The organism is Pseudomonadota bacterium (assembly GCA_018823285.1).
Taxonomy (GTDB): Bacteria; Desulfobacterota; Desulfobulbia; order Desulfobulbales; family JAGXFP01; genus JAHJIQ01.
Genome location: JAHJIQ010000061.1, coordinates 1 through 21,120, shown reverse-complemented (window position 1 = coordinate 21,120; position 21,120 = coordinate 1). Strand labels below are relative to the sequence as shown.

At 53.3% G+C, this 21,120-nt stretch carries 22 protein-coding genes and 1 tRNA gene; 12 read left to right on the top strand and 11 right to left on the bottom strand.

Going from position 1 to position 21,120, the window contains the following annotated elements; genetic code table 11:
- The 7 genes from KKG35_13820 to KKG35_13790 form a co-directional block, all read left to right on the top strand.
- Nucleotides 1–121: transposase (locus KKG35_13820; protein MBU1739205.1), on the top strand; the 121-nt coding region annotated here is incomplete at its 5' end.
- A 200-nt stretch (nt 122–321) separates the two neighbouring features.
- Entirely contained in the window at nt 322–1,443 is a 1,122-nt protein-coding gene (locus tag KKG35_13815) for an MlaE family lipid ABC transporter permease subunit (GenBank protein MBU1739204.1), read from the top strand.
- A gap of 2 nt (nt 1,444–1,445) precedes the next feature.
- Complete coding sequence (locus tag KKG35_13810) at nt 1,446–2,234, top strand: ATP-binding cassette domain-containing protein (protein ID MBU1739203.1); 789 nt, start codon at nt 1,446–1,448, stop codon at nt 2,232–2,234.
- Complete coding sequence (locus KKG35_13805; GenBank protein ID MBU1739202.1) at nt 2,231–3,259, top strand: MCE family protein; 1,029 nt, start codon at nt 2,231–2,233, stop codon at nt 3,257–3,259. The genes KKG35_13810 and KKG35_13805 overlap by 4 nt, the downstream gene beginning before the upstream one ends.
- A complete protein-coding gene (locus KKG35_13800) occupies nt 3,256–3,891 on the top strand; it encodes a membrane integrity-associated transporter subunit PqiC (GenBank protein MBU1739201.1) in 636 nt (211 codons plus the stop codon). Before KKG35_13805 ends, KKG35_13800 begins: the two co-directional genes overlap by 4 nt.
- A 9-nt stretch (nt 3,892–3,900) precedes the next feature.
- The gene (locus KKG35_13795; GenBank protein ID MBU1739200.1) at nt 3,901–4,107 is read left to right on the top strand and encodes a FeoB-associated Cys-rich membrane protein; all 207 of its coding nucleotides are present in this window, start codon (nt 3,901–3,903) and stop codon (nt 4,105–4,107) included.
- A gap of 150 nt (nt 4,108–4,257) precedes the next feature.
- Entirely contained in the window at nt 4,258–4,455 is a 198-nt protein-coding gene (locus tag KKG35_13790; GenBank protein ID MBU1739199.1) for a hypothetical protein, read from the top strand.
- A 268-nt stretch (nt 4,456–4,723) separates the two neighbouring features.
- Here the strand turns inward: KKG35_13790 and KKG35_13785 are convergent, their stop codons facing one another.
- From KKG35_13785 to KKG35_13760, 6 genes are all read right to left on the bottom strand, one after another.
- The gene (locus KKG35_13785; protein ID MBU1739198.1) at nt 4,724–5,932 is read right to left on the bottom strand and encodes a pyridoxal phosphate-dependent aminotransferase; all 1,209 of its coding nucleotides are present in this window, start codon (nt 5,930–5,932) and stop codon (nt 4,724–4,726) included.
- Between the two features lie 132 nt (nt 5,933–6,064).
- Nucleotides 6,065–6,826 carry a tRNA pseudouridine(38-40) synthase TruA gene (gene truA / locus KKG35_13780; protein MBU1739197.1) on the bottom strand — a complete coding sequence of 254 codons (762 nt, stop codon included), beginning with the start codon at nt 6,824–6,826 and terminating at the stop codon, nt 6,065–6,067.
- Nucleotides 6,827–6,858: 32 nt separating this feature from the next.
- A complete protein-coding gene (argC, locus tag KKG35_13775) occupies nt 6,859–7,896 on the bottom strand; it encodes an N-acetyl-gamma-glutamyl-phosphate reductase (protein MBU1739196.1) in 1,038 nt (345 codons plus the stop codon).
- Nucleotides 7,897–8,027: 131 nt separating this feature from the next.
- Entirely contained in the window at nt 8,028–8,423 is a 396-nt protein-coding gene (gene rpsI / locus KKG35_13770) for a 30S ribosomal protein S9 (GenBank protein ID MBU1739195.1), read from the bottom strand.
- A 33-nt stretch (nt 8,424–8,456) separates the two neighbouring features.
- Nucleotides 8,457–8,885, bottom strand: coding sequence for a 50S ribosomal protein L13 (gene rplM / locus KKG35_13765; GenBank protein ID MBU1739194.1), 429 nt, complete (start codon nt 8,883–8,885; stop codon nt 8,457–8,459).
- A 128-nt stretch (nt 8,886–9,013) separates the two neighbouring features.
- Nucleotides 9,014–9,088, bottom strand: a tRNA-Gly gene (locus tag KKG35_13760).
- Between the two features lie 386 nt (nt 9,089–9,474).
- On the opposite strand from KKG35_13760, the gene hisB reads away from it, so the two are divergent.
- From hisB to KKG35_13745, 3 genes are all read left to right on the top strand, one after another.
- Nucleotides 9,475–10,074 (top strand): imidazoleglycerol-phosphate dehydratase HisB, encoded by a 600-nt coding sequence (hisB, locus tag KKG35_13755; GenBank protein ID MBU1739193.1) that lies wholly within the window; start codon nt 9,475–9,477, stop codon nt 10,072–10,074.
- Between the two features lie 103 nt (nt 10,075–10,177).
- On the top strand, nt 10,178–10,867 hold the full coding sequence (locus KKG35_13750) for a hypothetical protein (GenBank protein ID MBU1739192.1): 690 nt from the start codon (nt 10,178–10,180) through the stop codon (nt 10,865–10,867).
- A 141-nt stretch (nt 10,868–11,008) separates the two neighbouring features.
- The gene (locus tag KKG35_13745) at nt 11,009–11,737 is read left to right on the top strand and encodes a tRNA 2-thiocytidine biosynthesis TtcA family protein (protein MBU1739191.1); all 729 of its coding nucleotides are present in this window, start codon (nt 11,009–11,011) and stop codon (nt 11,735–11,737) included.
- Between the two features lie 26 nt (nt 11,738–11,763).
- Here KKG35_13745 and KKG35_13740 read toward each other — a convergent pair whose 3' ends face one another.
- From KKG35_13740 to rsgA, 3 genes are all read right to left on the bottom strand, one after another.
- Complete coding sequence (locus tag KKG35_13740; protein ID MBU1739190.1) at nt 11,764–12,882, bottom strand: response regulator; 1,119 nt, start codon at nt 12,880–12,882, stop codon at nt 11,764–11,766.
- A 373-nt stretch (nt 12,883–13,255) separates the two neighbouring features.
- On the bottom strand, nt 13,256–13,816 hold the full coding sequence (locus tag KKG35_13735) for a class I SAM-dependent methyltransferase (protein ID MBU1739189.1): 561 nt from the start codon (nt 13,814–13,816) through the stop codon (nt 13,256–13,258).
- Nucleotides 13,817–13,938: 122 nt separating this feature from the next.
- Nucleotides 13,939–15,021: a ribosome small subunit-dependent GTPase A gene (rsgA, locus tag KKG35_13730; GenBank protein ID MBU1739188.1), complete on the bottom strand. Its 1,083-nt coding sequence runs from the start codon at nt 15,019–15,021 to the stop codon at nt 13,939–13,941.
- Between the two features lie 362 nt (nt 15,022–15,383).
- On the opposite strand from rsgA, the gene KKG35_13725 reads away from it, so the two are divergent.
- The gene (locus KKG35_13725; protein MBU1739187.1) at nt 15,384–18,140 is read left to right on the top strand and encodes a cation-transporting P-type ATPase; all 2,757 of its coding nucleotides are present in this window, start codon (nt 15,384–15,386) and stop codon (nt 18,138–18,140) included.
- Nucleotides 18,141–18,357: 217 nt separating this feature from the next.
- Here the strand turns inward: KKG35_13725 and KKG35_13720 are convergent, their stop codons facing one another.
- The gene (locus KKG35_13720; protein MBU1739186.1) at nt 18,358–19,323 is read right to left on the bottom strand and encodes a carboxypeptidase-like regulatory domain-containing protein; all 966 of its coding nucleotides are present in this window, start codon (nt 19,321–19,323) and stop codon (nt 18,358–18,360) included.
- Nucleotides 19,324–19,512: 189 nt separating this feature from the next.
- Entirely contained in the window at nt 19,513–20,355 is an 843-nt protein-coding gene (locus KKG35_13715; protein MBU1739185.1) for an alpha/beta hydrolase, read from the bottom strand.
- 205 nt (nt 20,356–20,560) lie between these two features.
- On the opposite strand from KKG35_13715, the gene msrA reads away from it, so the two are divergent.
- Nucleotides 20,561–21,120, top strand: a 560-nt coding sequence (gene msrA / locus KKG35_13710) for a peptide-methionine (S)-S-oxide reductase MsrA (GenBank protein MBU1739184.1), incomplete at its 3' end; no start/stop codon positions are given.

The window sequence follows — 21,120 nt, the reverse complement described above, 5'->3', positions numbered from 1 at the left end:
GGGCATCAACAACAAGATTAAACGATTGAAGAGGATGGCCTACGGCTACAAAGACGTTGCCTATTTCCTCCTCAAAATCCACCAACACTGCGGACTGCTTAATCCACGGCTTTCAACTTAAAGACGAATGAACCAAATATTTTCAATTTTTTCCACTGCCTGTTAGCAAGTAACCCTTTGTAATAACATGAAATTGTTTTAAATTGGATGGGAACCGGCCGTCACCCTGCCGGATTTATTCAGCAAAAGACAATGCTGTCCGAGGCTGAAAATGACGGAAGAAACACAAACATGTTCAATCATTTCATATAATTAGACAATATGCAGAGTCTTGACTTCGCTATCTCGGTTGAAAACAGATCAACCATCCTTCATTTTTCAGGATGTCTCTGCAGTGAAAACCTTTCTGAACTGATCCCCCGCCTCGAAAAGACTCTCCGGGCAAATCCTGCCGATCTGGTCATCGATCTTGCCGGCCTGGCAAAAATCGATGACCCTGGAGTGGCCGTGATCGCAACCCTGAGAGAAAAAACCGTCGCCAGAGGTGGAAATTTCTCCATGCGCAACGTAAATGCAGAGATCGGAGAGACACTCACCTTTCATGATTTCGACAGGTACATTTCAGGTGAAAGGAAACCCCTTCCCGGAAAACCGGATCTCTTGAGTCGCCTTGGTGACAATACATACCGGCTCCTTCTCGACAATGTGTCAAACCTGACCTTTCTCGGGGCAACGATCTTCTCCTTTTTTGATATTGTCCGTCACCCCTCAAGCCTGCGCAAGAACGACACCATCGACTACATGAAAAAAGTGGGGGTTGACGCCCTGCCGATCGTGGGACTGATCAGCTTCCTGCTCGGCCTGATCATGGCGTTCACTTCATCAGTCCAGCTGCAGCAGTTCGGGGCCAACATCTATGTCGCCTCCCTGGTGAGCCTCTCCATGACCAGGGAACTGGGACCGATCATAACCGCCATCGTTGTTGCGGGCCGTTCCAGCTCAGCCTTCGCCGCCGAAATCGGCTCCATGAAAATCTCGGATGAAATCGCCGCCCTGAAAATCATGGGCTTCGATCCGGTCATCTTCCTGGTACTGCCGAAGATGTTTGCCACCATCCTGATGGTCCCCTTCCTGACTCTCTTCTCGGATATATTCGCCATCGCCGGGGGGCTCTTCGTTGGCGTCTCGATGCTCGATCTGACCACCGGCGGCTATCTCAATCAGACCATCGAGACCCTTGATCTGTTTGACGTTTACTGGGGGGTCTTCAAAAGCGGGGTTTTTGCGCTTTTCATCTCCTGGATCGGCTGTCTCAAGGGGTTCCAGGTGACCAGCGGGGCGGCCGCGGTCGGGCAGGCGACCACCTCGGCAGTTGTCTCAAGCATTTTCATGATCATTCTGGTCGATTCCATATTTGCCGTACTCCTGACCTACTGGGGATGAACATGACACTCGCCGATAGCCACCGGACCACCGTTGTCGAAGTAGAAAACCTGACCGCCGCCTATGGTGACAATGTGATCCTCGAAGGAGTGAGTTTCCGCATCCATGAGGGAGAACGGTTCATCATCCTTGGCGGCAGCGGTTGCGGGAAGAGCACCCTGCTGAAATATCTGATCGGCCTGCTGCCGATCGAAAAGGGGAGGATCACGCTTCTCGGCAACAACCTGGGCGACGACAACCGGAACCGACAGGAAATGCTCAAACAGATCGGGGTCCTCTTTCAGAATGGTGCGCTGCTCGGCTCCATGACCCTTGAGGAAAATATCGCCCTCCCGATGACCCTGCACACCGATCTGCCCGAATCCTATATCAGCAATCTGGTCAAACTGAAACTGGCCATGGTAAACTTGAGCGGATACGAGAATTACCTGCCCTCGGAGCTGAGCGGCGGGATGGTGAAAAGAGCGGCCCTGGCGAGAGCCATGGCTCTCAACCCGCGGATTCTCTTTTTCGACGAACCCTCCGCCGGCCTCGACCCGGTCACCTCCGCCGAGCTTGACGAACTGATCATCCATTTGAATAGCACAACCGGCACCACCATGGTTATAGTAACCCATGAGCTTGAAAGCATTTTCAACATTGGCGAACGGGTCATCATGCTCGACCGGGAGCGGAAGGGAATCATCGCAACCGGTACACCGTTGGAACTCAGGGATAAAAGCAGGATCCCTTATGTCCGTCAGTTCTTCAACAGAAAAAGCAGTCAACCGGTCAGGACACCATCCAGATGAAAGATCAGAAAGGAAAATTCCTGCTTGGACTCTTCATAGCGAGCGGCACCGTTATCGCCCTGATGGCTGCCGTCTGGCTTGGAATGTCCAGCATCTTCAACAAGGGAAGCCGCTATGCCACCTATTTCGACCAGTCGGTTCACGGACTGAAGATCGACTCCCCGGTCCAGTACCGGGGAGTGCCCATCGGCAGGGTTGAATCCATCAATGTGGCGCCGGATTTCAAACTGATCGAAGTGATCATGAGCATCGAGAATGCCATAGAACTGGAACATGACATGGTTGCCGAGCTGCGGGTGGTCGGTATCACCGGCTCCATGTTCATTGAAATCGACCGCCGGCAGGGTGACGAACAGGACCGCTCGCCAAAACTTGCTTTTGATCCGGAGTATCCCGTGGTTCCCTCAAAACCCTCCGACCTTTCGGAACTTTTCGAGGGGATTGACGATCTGGTCAATCAACTGAAAGCGATGAACCTCCAGGAAGTCTCAGAGAAAACGAGGGCCACTCTGGACAATATCAATCAGCAGGTCGAGGGTGCGAACCTCGCGAAACTGTCCGCCGATATCAGCGTCACCTTCGACAATCTCAACAGGAAGATGGCCGATCACCGTTGGTCGGACATCATAGCCGCTGCAAACCGGGCCGCCGACTCTTTCGACCGGGTAATGGCGAACAGTGAGAAGAGTCTTGCAAACATCGACAAGGTCCTCGGCAGCCTGGAAACCGTCGTCGGCAACAACGAGAAGGCGATTTCCGCCGCCCTTGCGGATTTCCAGAAAGCGATGAACCGGGCAAACCTGTTCATGGAAAAAGCCTCGGGGCTTGTCGACACCGCTGAATACAGTGTCAACGATCTGCGGAGCAGCCTGATCGAGGTCAGCCGGAGCCTGGAAAGCGCCGCTGGAGATCTCAGCCGCAGCATGGAAATGCTCGCCGACCAGCCGTCACAGATTATTTTTTCCGAACCGGCTCCGTCACGAAACCCGGGTCGATCCGGTTCAAAGACAAAGGAGAAGCCATGACCAGGCACACCTTAATTCTCCCGGCACTGTCCCTGATTCTCCTCTGCACCGGCTGTATGGATTTGAAGCAGACTTATCAACCGACCGCTTTCTACAGCCTTGAATATGCACCGCCCGATCCCGGCGCCAAAGAACAACTGCCCTTTTCCATCAGGGTCGAAAGATTCACGACCGCCCCTGATCTCAACAGCGGCCGCATTATTTACCGGAGCGACCCTTATAAACGGGAGGCTTATATCTATCATCGATGGCGGTCAAGTCCGGGGGATCTGGTGCGCTACCTGCTGGCCCGGGACCTGTCGGCAAGCGGGCTCTTTGCTGCGGTTTTCACCAACGCCAGCAATCTGAAATCATCCATTGCCATCGAGGGGGTGATCGATGAGTTTTATGAATGGGACAGTGACGATGATACGGAGGCGGTGATTTCAATTTCCGTCACCGTTCTGACCGACCAGGAAGAAAGCCTCCAGCGGCTCATCGTTCTCCAGGAGAAGTTCACCTCACGGCAGCCCTGCAGGGAGCGATCGGCCCCGGCCCTGGTTGAGGCAATGAGCAGAGCAATGGCGGATATCTCCTCGCGCCTGACCGACAGGATTTATCAGGAACTTGAAAAAGCTAAATCCGACCGGTAAGAATTCGACATGACCCAAACAATTGAAAATATTCTGCTTTGGATGATCATCGGCATAGCGGCTGTTTATGCTCTCCGCTCGGCATACGGAATTTTCAAGGGAAAGGCTCGCGGCTGTGGCTGTGACTCATCCTGCGGCGACAATACAAAACCGATGCCCCAGAAGAGTATTCCGGATATGCGTGAAACCCCCGAAGATCATTCCGGGAAAAAATAAAGCCTCAACATGATGTCTCGACACGGTGGTATCCGACCGCTCCGGGGGACATCCTGCTAAAGTTTTTCATATCATTGTCGATCAGAAAGATAATATAATCTGCTATATCGTTAAAAATTCAGCAATCGATAACCAGCATCCGGAGGAATAATGGACGGCAATTACCATGAAGGTTTCTTTGATCACCCATCCCATGGGCTGATCAAAATCTACCGGAACAGCAGTGGCAATTGGGTCTATCAATGTTACACCAGCAGCGGCACCAAACCGCTTTCAAAGGAAAGAACCCTGGACGCCTGGACCTGGGCATTAAGCACCGTCAGTGATATTCAGACCGCCGAGTGGTGATTTCCCCGCTTTCAAACCCGACGAGAGATTAAGCCCCGAGTGATTGAAGCTCCCCGCGGCAGATAAGCGCTAGACTTCGAGCCACGGGGAATCTCCGTATGGAAGGATACTTACATCAGATTCGCTCACTAACCCCGCAGCAGATAGCGAACAACGTGAGACTTCGAGCTGCGGGGAATGCGTTTCGCTGTGCATGTTCAATCAAAAAAAAAAGCTGCCGGCAAACCGCCGGACAGCTTTTTTTGCTCCACTTGCGAAAACGAAAAAACTACTCAAGCCTTTTCAAGGCCTCACCAAGCCTCCTCATCCCTTCCTCAATCACTGCCATGGAGGTGGCAAACGAGAACCGGATAAATCGATCCGCGCCGAAAGCCGCACCCGGGACGAGGGCCAGCAGGGCTTCATCGAGCAGGTAATCAGCCATATCAAGAGAGCCGTTGATTGTTTTCCCTTTAAAAGTACGCCCGTAATAGGATGAGACATTGGGGAAAACATAAAATGCGCCGCCCGGCCTGACACAGGTGATCCCGCCGATACCATCGAGGGCCTGCAGGATATACTCAAGCCTCGGCAGAAAAGCCTCCTTCATCACCGATGGAAAATCCTGCGGACCGGTTACCGCAGCGAGGGCCGCCTTCTGCGCAACCGACGAGGGGTTCGAGGTGCTCTGGCTCTGGATCTTGTTCATCGCCGCAATGATATGTTTCGGACCTGCGGTATAGCCGATACGCCAGCCGGTCATGGCGAAAGATTTGGAAACACCGTTTAAGATCAACACCTGCTCTTTCAGTTCAGGGGTAATATCTAGCACGTGAGGAAGCTTCCCCGGGGTATAGGTGATGGTGTCGTAAATATCATCGGAAATCACCACCCATCCTCTTTCCAGGGCCATTTTCCCTATCGCGCCAAGTGCCTCTGCAGTATACACCGCACCGGTTGGATTTGACGGACTGTTGAGAATAATCCCCTTGGTTTTCGACGTCACATATTTTTCCAGGACGGATGCCTCCAGATCAAAGTCCTTCTCCTCGGTCAGGGGAAGGACAACCGGGGTGGCCCCGGAGAGCTGGATGATATCGGGATAGGACACCCAGTAAGGAGCGGGGATCAGAACCTCGTCTCCGGGCCCGAAAAGCGCCTGGGCCATATTGTAAAGACCGTGTTTGCCGCCGCATGAAACCTGGATCTGCTCCGGAGCATAGGACCACCCGTGGTCTTCGGCAAATCTGGCCGCAATGGCCTCTCTTAATTCCGGGATTCCGGGTACCGCCGTATATCTGGTGAACCCCTCATCGATGGCGGTTTTCCCGGCCGCACAGACGTGGGCCGGAGTATCAAAATCAGGCTCGCCGACACTAAAATTAAGAATATCCGCGCCTGCCGCCTTCAGGGCTTTGGCCTTGGCGTTTACCGCCAGGGTTGGGGAAGGTTTAATCTGTTGCACCCTTTCAGCAAGCGATATTACTGTTTCCGCCATGGTTCTATTTTCGCTCCATCTTCTTTTTAAATATTGGAAATCAAATTAAAACAACCGACAATCGGACTCCAAGGCCCGATACAGTGCATAAAATACATAAAATTGCAAAAGGCAACAAAAAAGCCGGGGGCTTCAATAGTCAACCCGGTTCAGGAACAAACCTTGCGCCGGGGCAGTGGGTCCGGCTTCATTTCGATCCCTGGCAGCAAGAATTTCCGCAAATCCGGACGGTGTGATACTCCCCCTCCCCACTTCCAGGAGAGTGCCGACAATATTCCTGACCATATGCCGCAGGAATCCGTCTCCGGCGATGACCATGCTGAAATGATCCGCACATTTCTCCGGACGAAGCAATTCAACCCGGGTCAGAGTCCTGACTGCGCCACGGCCGGAAACAACCGATGGATCGCGGGACCCGGATGCCTCGAAACTCGTGAAATCATGTTTACCCTTCAGAAGTCCAAGCGACTCCCGCATGAGTTCCAGCTTCGGGGTCCAGGAGATGTGATGGCAGTATAACCGCTCGGTCGGCAGACAGATTTCTCCGGTTCTGATAAAATACTGGTATTCCTTGCCGATCGCGTTTTTACGGGCATGAAATCCGGGCGCCCGTTCTTCGGCGGCAAGAATTCTGATATCAGCCGGCAACATACTGTTCAGCCCTTTCACAAACCCGGTATATGGAATTGAGGTCCTGGTGATGAAATTGGCGGTCATTGCCAGGGCATGAACCCCGGCATCCGTTCTACCGGCGCCATGCAGGGAAACCTGCTCGCCGGTAATGATCCGGATTCTATCTTCCAGCGTCCCCTGGAGGGTCGGCCGGTCATGCTGCCGCTGCCATCCTGAATATGCCGTCCCGTCATAGGCAATTGTAAGCAGGATGTTCCGCATCAGGATTGTCTCACCGCCATCTTCCCCTGCACTCAGGGAAACAACGGGACAATTTCAAGCCCCATATTTTCCGGCAGGCCGCACATCAGATTCATATTCTGCACCGCCTGACCGGAAGCGCCTTTCACCAGATTGTCGATCGCCGAGACAATCACCACCCTGCCGGTCCGCGAATCAAGCTTGAAACCGATATCGCAGAAATTACTGCCCCTGACAAACTGGGTCGCCACCTGGCCGGCATTGCCGCAGAACCGGACAAACCGCTCATTGTCATACTGCTCCTCATAGGCCGACCGGATCTCTTCTTCAGTAGTCCCTTTGGTGACCGTAGCATAAACGGTGCTCAGAATTCCCCGGGAAATGGGCAACAGATGCGGGGTAAAGGAAATTGTCACCTGACGCCCCGCCGCAAGGCTGATTTCCTGCTCTATCTCCGGGGTATGTCGATGCTCGCCAACCTTGTACGCCTTGAAACCTTCGGTGACCTCACAGAAAAGAGTACCGACATTCGCACCGCGTCCGGCACCGGACGCACCTGATTTTGAATCTGCAATAATTGTCTCCGGAACAATGAGCCCCTTTTTCAGCAAGGGATAGGCGGCAAGGATGATGCTGGTCGGATAGCAGCCCGGATTAGCGACCAGGGAGGTTTTTCTGATCTGCTCCCGTTTCAGCTCCGGCAACCCGTATACCGCATCGGCAAGCAACTCCGGAGAGGTATGGGGCTGGTACCATTTCTCATAGACAACCGGATCACTGATCCGGTAATCGGCAGAGAGATCAACCACCTTGCATCCCGCGCCGAGAAGAGCGGGAACTATCGCCATGGCGGTCTGATGCGGCACAGCGGTAAACAGGAGTTCGGCTTTTTCGGCAAGGTCTGCAACCTGCACATCCGTCAGTTCAAGGTCGGTAAACCCCCGCAGATTGGGATACACATCGGAAAGCTTCTGCCCGCAGGACTGCCGAGAGGTGGCAACCGTCAGTTCCGCTTCGGGATGATTGCATATCAGTCGCGCCAATTCTTCCCCGGTATACCCGGATGCTCCAACAATGCCGACTTTAATCATGATAGAAACTCATCGTTAGGAATTGATAAATACCAGGCCGCGACAGCGGCCCCGGAAAACCATAAAAAAAATGGGGAAGCACGATCAGGATCGTCTTCCCCATTGGAAATATAACTGAAATACTGCGCTGATTAACGCTTGGAGAACTGGAACCTTGCCCGAGCAGCTTTCTGTCCGTACTTCTTGCGTTCTTTCATTCTCGGGTCCCGGGTGAGGAATCCGGCTTTCTTGAGGGCCAGCCTGAATTCGGCGTCAATACCGAGAAGGGCGCGGGAGATACCATGACGGAGCGCATCAGCCTGGGCATTTTTACCACCACCCTTGAGGGTGACAAGTACATCATATTTGCCAAGAGTATCGGTAATTGCCAGAGGCATTTCAACAATTTTCCTGAAATCGGCACCGCCGCCGAAATATCCCTCAACGGTATCGGTACGATTGACGTTGATTGTCCCTTTTCCGGGCCTGAGCCAGACCCTGGCGATTGCGGTTTTCCTTTTGCCTGTGGCGTAATAACTTTCGGACATTCTGTTCTCCAGATATATTTAAAACTGTCTTAATTAGATATCAAGTGCTTCGGGCTGCTGCGCTTCATGCGGATGCTCGCTGCCACTGTATATTTTCAATTTTTTCAGCTGGGCCCGACCAAGGGTGTTCTTCGGCAGCATTCCCTTCACCGCCTGGAGAAGCATCTCACCCGGTTTTTTCTCAATCATTTCCTTGGCGGTCATCTCGGTAAGTCCGCCCATATAACCGGAGTGACGATAATACATCTTCTGATCCATTTTCTTTCCAGTCAATCGCACCTTATCGGCATTGACAACTATGACAAAGTCGCCGTTATCCATAAAGGTGGAATAAGTGGGTTTGTGCTTGCCGCGAAGCCTGGTCGCGATCTCGGAGGCGAGACGGCCCAGGACCTTGCTGGTGGCGTCGACCACAAACCATTTTTTCTCAATTTCTTGAACCGGGGTCAGATATGTCTTCATCAGTACATCCTCAAAACTTTTTTTAAGCAGCATCGAAGATGACTGCCACATGATCTTTTTATCGTGATTTCAAGTACAAAGTCAATAAAGAAAAAAGGCCCGAATCGTGTCCGAACCTTGAATTTGCCTGGAGCGGGAAACGAGATTCGAACTCGCGACTTCAACCTTGGCAAGGTTGCACTCTACCACTGAGTTATTCCCGCTTTTATTCTTAAGTCTCAGAGCGTGCGAATATACACAAACCGGGCCAACTGTGTCAACAAAAAAAAGAGCATTTCGGCTACTGAATTGAATATCGACCGACAGACAGCGATTATTTCCCCGAGCCCTCTCCGGCAGACGCCAATAAATCCTTTGATACAAACGAGTTAAATGGTATTCTGCCAGGCAAACAATCCATGCTGCCGGATTTATAAAATAAAGCTGAGTTGAGCAGCTTGTCTGCTCATACCGATAAGCGAACTTGTGAGACATCGAGACTTATCCCCCTCAAGGGGGGACTGAAGTGAGTACCCGAAGGGTGAAATTGAAAAATTCGAAAAACGGCACATTCCCGATCGATATTACAAATATACTCCAGGAGAGACAAATGAGCGCAGGCGGTCCCAGGAAATCCACCATAGCACGAACCACCAAAGAAACAAGCATCCAACTCACTCTGGAGCTTGATGGTACCGGTCAGGCGAATATCAGCACCGGCGTTCCTTTCCTTGACCACATGCTGACCCTCTTCACCGTCCACGGTTTTTTCAACCTGACCATCGCCGCAAAAGGTGATACTGAAGTCGACGACCACCATACCGTAGAAGATCTGGGCATCTGCCTGGGCCAGGCCTTCCGTGAATCTCTCGGCAACTTCGGCGGCATCATGCGCTACGGCCACGCCACCGTCCCCATGGATGAGACCCTCGCCCGGACCACCGTGGATATCTCAAACCGCCCATACCTTTATTACGGGGTCAACATCAAAGACCCGAAAGTTGGAACCTTCGACACCGCCCTTGGCCAGGAATTTCTCCGGGCTCTCTCCCTGCACGCCGGTCTCACCCTGCATGTGGAAGTCGTCCACGGTGAAAATGCTCACCATCAGCTTGAAGCGATATTCAAAGCACTCGGACGCTCCCTTGATCAGGCAACCACAATTGATCCCAGGGTCAAAGGGGCGCTTTCATCCAAAGGTTCTCTCTGATCAGTAACGTTTTTCCGGCTCTATTGAAATGACAACATCCGGTACATTCTATTAAGTTAGACTGATACCAGCAGATACTAAATTTTCTCAACCGGGAACCTGAATGAATAGAACAAAAACACTCTCACCCTTCGGGTACTCACTTCAGTCCCCCCTTGAGGGGGATAAGTCTCGATGTCTCACAAGTTCGCTTATCGGTACGAGCAGACGAGCTGCTCAACTCAGCTTCATCTCCACCCTGCTTGTTCTCACCGCCCTGTATGTGGGACTGCCTGGCCCCGCCTGGTCATTTGAACGGATCATGGTGATGCCGGTCGAGCCCGTCAAGACAGAGCTTGCCGATGGCGCGGCAATCCTTGACGCCATTATCACCGAACATTTCCAGAATACCCCTTCGGTGATGACCATCTCCACCGAACAGGAAGAAGCACTGGCTGGAGAGCTTACCGGAAATCGCCTCCAGATCATCAAGGCGATCGCCGACAAACTGGGCAGCGATGCAGCCCTTGTCGTCTCCCTGCACCGTTTCCGGGAGAGGACGGGAGACAATTATTCAAGTGACACCCCGACCTCTCTCGCCTTCGAATACCGACTGATCCGTTCAGCCGATGGCCGGCTGGTCTGCAGCGGCAGTTATGATGAGACCCAGGAATCTCTGCTCGACAATGTGTTTGATCTGCGGAACGCCTTCAAACGCGGATTCAAATGGATCTCCGCTGAAGACATGGCCAGAGAGGCCCTTGCCCAAAAATTCTCATCCTGCCCGGATCTGGCTGTTCCAGCGGCAAAATAGATTCAGTGCCGATTTCACCCTGCAGATATAAATTTCGAGCGATCAGACGAGCTGCCCAACCGGGCTTTATTGCTACTGTCCCCCCGCCGTTTCTTCATCCCCATCTTGATAAGGCGAACCGCCTCCTGTAATGTTCATCGCATGAAACTGAACCCTCAAACCAACCAGCGGGTCGGCCGGGCCATGCATGCCTACGAAATGCTTGCCGACAATGATCGGGTTCTGATCGCCGTTTCGGGCGGGGTGGACAGCCTGGTCCTGACCTGGCTGCTCGACCACTGGCGGAAAAAGGCCCCGATCGGATATGAACTCCTGGCGGTCCATCTTGATATGGGTTTCGGGGACAATGAAGCGGAACTGGTCAGACGCCAGATCGAACGGCTTGGTGTTGACCACCATATTGAAAAAACCGATTTCGGTGCCAATGCCCTGAAGGCTGAAGAAGGCCGCAGTGCCTGTTTTCATTGCGCCAGGCAGCGGCGCAGCCGGCTGTTTGACATCGCCGAAGAAAGAGGGTTCGGCAAGATTGCCTTCGGCCACCATCTCGAAGACATCATCGAAACGTTTTTCATCAATCTGATGTACGGCGGGAATTTAAGCACCATGGTCCCGAACCAGGCCATTTTCGAAGGCAGGCTGAACATGATCCGGCCCATGGCCTTTCTGGAGAAAAAAGAGATCATCGAAATCGGCCGGGAGCTCGGGGTGGAGCCGGTCGCAAACCCTTGCCCGATGTCAAAGGAGTCAAAACGGGTGCAGATCAGAAAACTCCTCGAAACCTCGATCTACCCGCTTGACGATTCCGTCAAGGCCAATATCTTCGCCGCCCTCGGCAATGTCAGGACCGACTATCTGCTGAAAAAGCTCTGATGGAAGGAAACAACTGTTCCGAACCGCTATTGGGTCAATCCCGCCCCGCTCTCCTTCCTTATATTCCTGATGGTCGGCAGCAAACTACGAAAACAATCATACATCGCCGGATCAAAGTGAGCGCCCCTTTTCTGATCCATGATGGCAATGGCGTCTTCCTCTTTATATGCTTTCCGGTAAACCCGGTCGTGGCAGAGCGAATCGTAAACATCGACGATGGCGACAATTCTTGCCGCTTCAGGAATCTCTTCACCTTTCAAACCGACGGGATAACCGGTACCATCCCACCGTTCATGGTGTGACAGGGCAATATCCGCCGCCATCTGCAAGAGCGGGATGTCGGAGCCGCCAAGAATATCCGCACCGATCTTCGGATGCTCCCTGATGACCGCCATCTCATCAGGAGACAGTCTGCCGGGCTTCAGCAACACATTGTCCGGAATCCCGATCTTGCCGACATCGTGCATTGGCGAGCCGACCCTGATAAAATCAATCGCTTCCCGGTCCCAGCCGAGCGCCTCGGTCATGACCACACTGTAGAGCCCCATTCTTTTAATGTGTTCGCCAACCTCATCATTCCGATATCCGGTTGCGGTAATCAACCGCAAAACAATCTCCTCTTCCCTTCTGCAGACGTCGGCAGTCCGGTCCCGGACCATTTGCTCAAGCGTCTCCGTATAATTCGATCTCTCCACGGAAAGACGTTTCTGCTCCAGAATGTTTGCGACATTGATCAGAAATTCACTCATTTTAAAGGGTTTGATGGCATAACCGTCAGCCCCGAGTTTCAGCGCCTCGTTGGCGATCTTCCGGTCGTTGACCCCGGTGGCCATGATCACGCCGATTTCGGGACAGATCTTCCTTACCTGGGCGAGAAGGTCCATGCCGGACACTCCGGGCATCGAGATATCGGTAATCAGCAGATCGTATTTTTCCCGGCGGACCATCTCCAGCGCTTTTTCTCCGCTGGTACAAGCCTCACAGAGATATCCATCAAGCTTCAGACATTCGCAGATTGATTCCCCGATCAGAATTTCATCATCGACGACAAGGATATTGGCCTTTCCTGCTGCTCCCGTAGATGGGACGTCACAGGATGCCGATTTATTGGTGGGGGCGAGATTCTTTTTAAAATTTTCGATCATCAAAAGCCTCTTTCAGGCATCCGGGCTGAGATCGCGACCCCGGGCATCCCCCCCAAAAAAACCGGGGAGTTTTACTGCACGAATTTCACAACATCAAGCCATAATCAGAAAAAGAGCAAATCGCAAGATTTTTTTCTGTAATAACGGTTATTTAAACAACATGCCCCTTGATCTATAACAGACAGCAAATCCCAGGCAATAAACCGGCTGGAAAGTTTCTGCCGACCAGTACAATCCCCTGCCGGCTACTGCCCATACCGGACATTCGCTCCTGATCTTGACCACAGGGTGTTGCCGGGATTGACCGGCAATGAAAACAGACGGGATGACCGACCTTTTTTCTGGAAGGACTTCACCTGTATGGAATCTGGAGTCAGTCCTGAAGGCTCTTTGCCGAGGGCAGGCACACAAACAGATTGCACCTCTCTTCGCTGATCGTCCAGAATCCACTCCGGGAAATCTTCTCCCTTGCAGCCTCCATCTTCTGGTGGCCACTCTCAATGATCAGAGTGCCGCCGGGCTTAAGCAAACGATGCAGCTCCTTCAGAAAACCGGGCGCGTCTTTGACATGATGGAACATATCCAGGGCATAGATAACATCCGCCGGATGACTGTCGATAGCCACCGGATAGCCGGCAGCCAAAACCGGAACCACATTCCGGAGATGCTTCCTTTCCGCTTTTTTCCTGACCGCCTCGATCGCCAGCGGCTGCACGTCAACCGCGTAAACCGTCCCATTGCTGCCGACCAGTTCCGAGGCACGCTCCACATAACTCCCCGGCCCGCAGCCAAAATCGACAACCGTAAAGCCCTGCGCAATCCCGAACTGATCAAGCTTTTTTCCGACCGGAAACAAGAAGTCCCGAAGAGCAAAGACAAACGACATCAGCCGAAAAGAAAGATCAGGCATGCGCTCGATCCCATAACCGCACATTTTGTGTTTTATTCCCATATCATTGTGCCAATCATATATGCGTGCGCCCCAGTGATGCCACAGAACTTGCCGCATCAAGACCGCAGAAGTTCCCGCCGGCCGGTAAACGCTTCTGTTCCGTACTATCGCCGGCTTTTCTTATGCTTCATCACAGTTTTAATGAATTTTCCAAACTGTTTATCTTTTTTCCTTTTCTCGAGATAGGACATCTCATTGAAACTGGACTCCCTGTTCATTTTTATGTAGTTCCGGTATCTCTCCGCAGACAGTTGCCCATCCTCAACCGCATTTAATACCGCACAACCTTTTTCGTTCACATGCGTACAATCATTAAACCGACATTTTCCCGAGAGCTCGGATATCTCGGAAAAGGTTTCCCCAAGGCCTGTGGCCACTGAAAAATTCCCCAGTTCCCGCATACCCGGGGTGTCGACGATCATTGCCCCGGAATCAAGTCTGATCAGTTGCCGATGCGTAGTCGCATGTTTTCCTTTACTCTCTTTTTTGCTGACTGGTTTTGTTATATATTTCGGTTCGCCGATCAGATGATTGATCAAGGTCGTTTTGCCGACTCCGGATGATCCCAGAAGGCAATAGGTCAGACCTCGTTGCATCATTTCTTTTATGTTGTGCAGAGAAGATCCATCTTCATTACTGAAGGGGACAACTTGCAAGCGGGGCATAATCGTATGAATCTCTTCGGTTATGCATGCAACAGATTCGTGGTCAAGCAGGTCGCTCTTGCTCAAAAGGACAATCGGTTGAATTTTCGCATCGTTAACCATGACCAGATAACGCTCAAGGCGCCGGAGGTTAAAATTTTCATTCAGAGATTGAACAATGAACGCAACATCGACATTCGCGGCAATCAACTGGAAGTCAACTTTTTTGCCGGATGTTTTCCGTTTCAGTAAAGAGTTGCGAGGCAAGATCTCGTGAATTATGGCGAATGTATTTTCATCATAAAAATTGGCGAAGACCCAATCACCTACCGCTGGATAATCAACCGGAGATCCCGCACTGAACAGTAATCTCCCAACCAACTCAGCGGGAACGTCAACTTTTCCATTGCTTATGGTATACCGATCTTTGTACACCGCGACCACTCGTGCAATCTCAAATTGCTCCAGGCTGCCGGGGTCAATCCTCTCCAGCAACCACTTGCCGAAGCCAATATTTTCTAAATTCTTTGAGATGTTATCCATGTGGGATTCACGCGCATAACCTTTAGCGGCTCCAGATGAAACTCAAATGATTGACCATGATGGATTAATTGCGCCCGCTCTGGTCGCAGTAACCCGTATTGGTTAACCCTTCAATATTTATCAATGTACCCAGGAATAGATGTTGCGGTATTTTTGAAATTATTGAGTACCTTTTTGTCCATAGTAATCAGCGGCACATATCGCAACAAATTCATTGGCGATTGCGAATTTATTTTTTTGGGTATCCTTTAAGCTGTTACGGAATTTTTTGCGATAACATTCCCGGAAATGATAAAAAATAGAAGATGCCTTTTGGCGGGATAATCTATGACTGTAGTTCGTTAATGAAAAAAAGGAATAACATGGCGACTCCGAAGATCGATGATCACCCTCCGGAAACCTCCCGGACGGCCTGGCACTCTATGGGCAGCAGCGACGTGCTGACCTTTCTGCAGACCACCGACACCGGCCTGAACGGCCCGGAAGCGGCAAAAAGACAGCAGCGATACGGGGCCAATCGCATCACCCCGCCGCAGAAGCGCAGCCCGCTGCTGCGTTTCTTCCTGCAGTTCCACAACACGCTGATCTATGTGCTTATCGGCGCCGGCCTGGTCACCGCCTTCCTTGAGCACTGGATCGATGCCGGTGTCATCCTGGGAGTAGTCGTGATCAATGCCCTGATCGGATTCATCCAGGAAGGCAAGGCGGAGAAAGCCCTGGAGGCGATCCGCGATATCCTTTCCCTGAATGCGGTGGTCCTGCGCGACGGCAAGCGCCGGGATATCCCGGCCGAAGAGATCACCGTCGGCGATATCGTTTTCCTGCAGTCGGGGGACAAGGTGCCGGCCGATCTCCGGCTGATCAGGGTGAAGGAGCTGCGAGTTGATGAAGCCGCCCTGACCGGCGAATCGGAGCCGGTCGCGAAAAACATCCAGCCGGCAGCCCGGGAAGCGACCATCGGCGACCATTTATCGATGGCCTATTCCGGAACCCTGGTCACCTACGGCCAGGGAACCGGTGTGGCGGTCGCCATCGGCGACGCCACCGAACTCGGCCGGATCAGCCGGATGCTGGCCACAGTCAAACCCATAACCACCAGACTATTGCAGCAGATCGCCGATTTCGGCCAGAAGATCACCGTGGCCATCCTGATCATGGCCTTTGCCGCGGCCCTGTTCGGCATTCTGGTCCGCAATTACGGCCTGACCGAGATGTTCCTGGCCGCAGTCGGCCTGGCGGTGGCCGCCATACCCGAGGGGCTGCCGGCGATCATCACTATCACCCTGGCGATCGGTGTCCAGCGCATGGCCGGACGCAATGCCATCATCCGGCTCCTGCCGGCCGTCGAGAGCCTGGGATCGGTTACCGTCATCTGCTCGGACAAGACCGGCACCCTGACCAGGAACGAGATGACCGTGCAGACCGTGGCTTCCGCCCGGGAAGTCTTCGAGGTCGACGGAAGCGGCTACGCCCCCCACGGCGGCTTTCAGCTGGATGGCCGGGAGACCGACATCTCCAACTATCCGGATGTCCTGGAAATGGCCCGGGCCGCAATGCTCTGCAACGATGCCTCCCTGGAACAGGAGGGAGGCCAGTGGCGGCTGCAGGGTGACCCCACCGAAGGGGCCCTGCTCACCCTGGCCCTGAAGGCCAACCTGGCCCAGGAGCAGGAAAACAAGAGCTATCCGCGGACCGACATCATCCCTTTCGAGTCGGAGCACCGTTTCATGGCGACCCTCCATCACGATCACGCCTCCCATGGCTTCATCTATGTCAAGGGTGCCCCGGAAAGGATCCTGGAAATGTGCAGCCGGGAGCGCAGGAACGGTGAGGACGCCCCTCTGGATACCAGGTACTGGCAGGATATCATCACCCGCACCGCGGACAAGGGGCAGCGGTTGCTGGCCATCGCCTTCCGGCCTGCCGATGCCGATCATCACGACCTCAATTTCGCCGACGTTGACGGCGGCCTGACCCTGCTCGGCCTCTTCGGCATCATCGACCCGCCCCGCCCGGACGCCATCGAAGCGGTAGGCCTCTGCGGTTCAGCGGGCATCAAGGTGAAAATGATCACCGGCGACCATGGCGCCACCGCCCGGGCCATCGCCCGCCAGATCGGGATCAGTGAGGAGCACGGGGTCCTGACCGGTCAGGAGATCGAAAAGATGGATGACCATGCCCTCAGCAAGGCCGTTGCCAAAGTCAATATTTTCGCCCGGGTCAGCCCGGAGCACAAGCTTCGCCTGGTGAGGGTTCTTCAGGAATCAGGAGAGATCGTCTCCATGACCGGGGACGGAGTCAACGACGCGCCTGCCCTGAAGCGGGCCGATGTGGGCGTGGCCATGGGCATCAAGGGTACCGAGGTGTCGAAGGAGGCGGCCGAAATGGTGCTGGCCGACGACAATTTCTCCTCGATTGTCCAGGCCGTAAAAGAGGGCCGGACCGTTTATGACAATATCCGGAAGGCGATCACCTTTATCCTGCCGACCAACGGCGGAGAGGCCGGGCTCATCATCGCCGCGATCCTTTCGGGCCGGCTCCTGCCCATAACCCCGGTCCAGATCCTCTGGGTCAACATGGTCACCGCTGTCACCCTGGCCCTGACCCTGGCCTTCGAGCCAGCGGAGGAGGGAATCATGGAACGGAAGCCGCGGGACCCGCAGGAGCCGCTACTGAGCTATTTCCTGGTCTGGCGGATCATCTTCGTTTCGCTGCTGCTGGTGATCGGCACTTTCGGCCTTTTCCTCTGGGAAAGGATGCACGGCGTCGACATCGACCGGGCCCGGACCATCGCGGTCAATACCCTGGTCATGTTCGAGATCTTCTACCTTTTCAACACCAGGTCCCTTAAGACCCCGATCTGGAGAGCCGGAGGCTTCTTCGCCAACTCGACCGTCTTTATCGCGGTGGTGAGCGTGCTCGCGGCCCAGTTCCTCTTCACCTACCTGCCCTTCATGCAGGATCTCTTTTCCTCCGTCGCCATCTCGTTTGACGAATGGCTGAGGATTTTGATGGTCACCGCGCCGATCATGGTGATCGTGGAGATCGAGAAAGTTCTGCTGAGCCGCTGGGAGGCGAAAGAAAAGGCGCTGCCCATCCATCCGACCAGGAGGGATTGAAACCAGGTAAAAGGTGCAGATATAGTTACTTTTTTAAATAGTTCCAATCGGATATCTCGACAAAAGCCAAATGCGGACTTGCTCCCCTTCCTTCAATCACCTGCCGTAATCGCTCACAGATTTCCCGGGTATGACCATCGGTTGTGGAGTAGACAATCAGAATGTTCGCCACGGGGAATGATTTTCGCTTTGATGTTCAGCAGACTACCTGCCCCCATCACTGAGGGAAACCCTGGTTGATTATAATCGGCACCGGGTTGATCTGCGGCGGATCGGGGTTGAACTCAATCGGCCGGGGATAGGATTGTGGCGGGAGAGGTTGCGGAGGATTCGGATTGATGATAATCGGGTCTGGATATACCTGAGGAGGAATCGGATCGCTCAGGATCGGGAGAGGAAGTGCAACCGAAGTACCAACCTTCATTACCCAGATGAATTTCCGGTATGGGGGAAGCATCGGCTGCCATCTGGATTTACCGCCGTAGAGAGAAAACTGAATGGCGATATCCTCGGCGATTTTTTCCGGCACATGAATCGGGATCTCTATGTCATTGATGCCGAAACGCAGAGTGGTTTTGTGGTGATCGGATTCTATTGAAACCGCCTCCAGGCCGTAATACTCCGAGTCATCCGTTCTGGTGACATTGAGCAGTGCCCAGAAATTCATCTTTGTTTTCCGGCCGGTGGCGTTGATGACCTCCGCGGTGATCTTCCCTCTGCCGCCGCTACGAAACAGATCCGACGGCTCAACCTGCACTTCGCCGAAATAAAACGGCCTTTCCTTAAGCTGAATGACTCCCAGATCAAGACTGTCACTGGTGCAAAGCGGAATAATCGTCCAGTCGCTCAGGTTGTATTCATCCACACTATCGTAATAGGCGGGCAGATAGGCAGGGTCTTTCTGTACCCGGATTTTATAATTATTGGCTTCCAGGTCCGCAAAACCGAAATCGCCTTTGTCGTCGGTAGAGACAGAGGGCCTTGAACTATAATGACAGGTGGTCCTGGCTCCGGTAGCGGTTTCGTAAGTTGTGCAGACCTCGTTATAGAGAACGACCCCTGCCTCTGCGACAGCTTCACCGGTCGCCCCGTCAACCACCGTGCCCTGAATTGCAGCGGCCTGCAGATTAGAGTGCCCCATGAATACAGAGATCATAAGAGCCAGAGGAAAGATTCTTTTCATGGGAATGCTCCATCTAAAATTTATAGATTTTTTCAGACCGACATCATTTGGATATTTCAGACATTGCGCAGCAACATACTCCATCAATTCGCCAACGGCCATCTGTTTTTTTACACCAACAAATGGCTCAGGCAAAAAAAAAAGAGGGCCACAAGGCCCTCCTTCGGATGCTGCGGCAATCAACCGTATTTACCGGACGCCGGATTTTTTCCGCCTGGCCGGTCTGCCGAGCTTCCGGACAAAGCGTTCGATCAATTCAAAATAGAGCCTGCCGCCGACCGCGATGATCGAATTGTGGTCGGCCCCCGGCACAACCTGCAGCTCCTTGCCGGCGCTGCCGCATTCGGCATGCAGTTCGGCGGCTTCACCCATCGGAATGATCTGGTCCCGGGCGCCGTGAATGATCAGGACCGGTTTGAGATAGCTTTTGATCTTGAGCAGATTGGCAAATCCTTTTTCTTCGGTAATCCCCAGAGCATCGACATCGAGCCCCAGAGAAGTGAGAACCGGCCGGGTGTGGGCGAAGCCGCTTTCGATGATCACCCCGTCGATGTCGCTGTTGAAAATGGCAAGCTCCACGGCGCAGGCGCTGCCGAGAGAGCGCCCCATCACCGCGAATTTTCCATTCCTCCCCGCCGCGGCGAGAAACTTTCGCGCGTGCTCCTTGATCTTGTAGGCGTCCTGAATCATCGAGGTCACTGTGGGCTCGCCGCCACTCCAGCCGTAGCCCCGGTAATCGGCCACCAGGAAGCTGACGCCCCTGCCCGTGTACTCCGGCGCGAGGTCGTCATAGTCGGCTGCGGTCTCCCCGTTGCCGTGAAACATGAGAATATTCGGCCCTTCCGGATCTTCCGCCAGATGGTATCTCGCGCCTACGGTAACTCCGCTCGCGACCTCGATATCGACATCGACACGGTTTTTTTCCGTCGTTCCGTTCTTCCGCTCCACCCTGGGGTGAAAAAGCCGCTGCACAACTGCAGGCTGATCGAGTACTGAATAATCCTGTTTCACAATATGTTCTTTCCGGTCCATGAAATTCCTCTCTGTAGAATCAGTTAAAAACAGAACCTTTATAACAGTTCAGTCATGATATTTCACCCAAATCAACCTGCGAAAAACAGAATGAGTAGCTTGCACGCGCTTTTCACGACAACAATTTACAATCTATCGAGAATGATTATTGTAAAAACAACCCTCTACCAATCATGGTGAATTTATGACAAGCACAATCGCAACAATGCTTTTAGCAGGCCTGCTCTTTCTGCCGCTCCTCTTTGCAGCCGACAAGGCCTTTGCCGGGACAACCAGTCCCGACAGATACCGGAAAGCGATCTTTGCCGGCGGCTGTTTCTGGTGCATGGAGAAACCTTTTGCAAAGCTGGATGGGGTCATTTCCGTCACTGCCGGATACAGCGGCGGTTCTACGGAGAAGCCCAACTATGAAAACTACGCCCGGGGCGGTCACCTCGAAGTGATCCAGATCATCTTCGACCCCGCGGTGATCGGTTTCGACAAACTTCTCGAGGTCTACTGGAAGCAGGTCGACCCCACCGACAGCGGCGGCCAGTTTGCCGACCGGGGGCATTCCTACACCACCGCGATCTTTTATTATGATGAGAACCAGAAAACACTCGCCGAGAAATCAAAGGCGGAAACAGACCGGAGCGGAGTGTTTGACAAACCGGTGGTGACCCCGATCCTGCCCGTGCAGCCATTTTTCCCGGCCGAAGAGTACCACCAGGACTATTACCGGAAAAACCCCCTCCGCTACAAATTCTACCGCACCGGTTCGGGGCG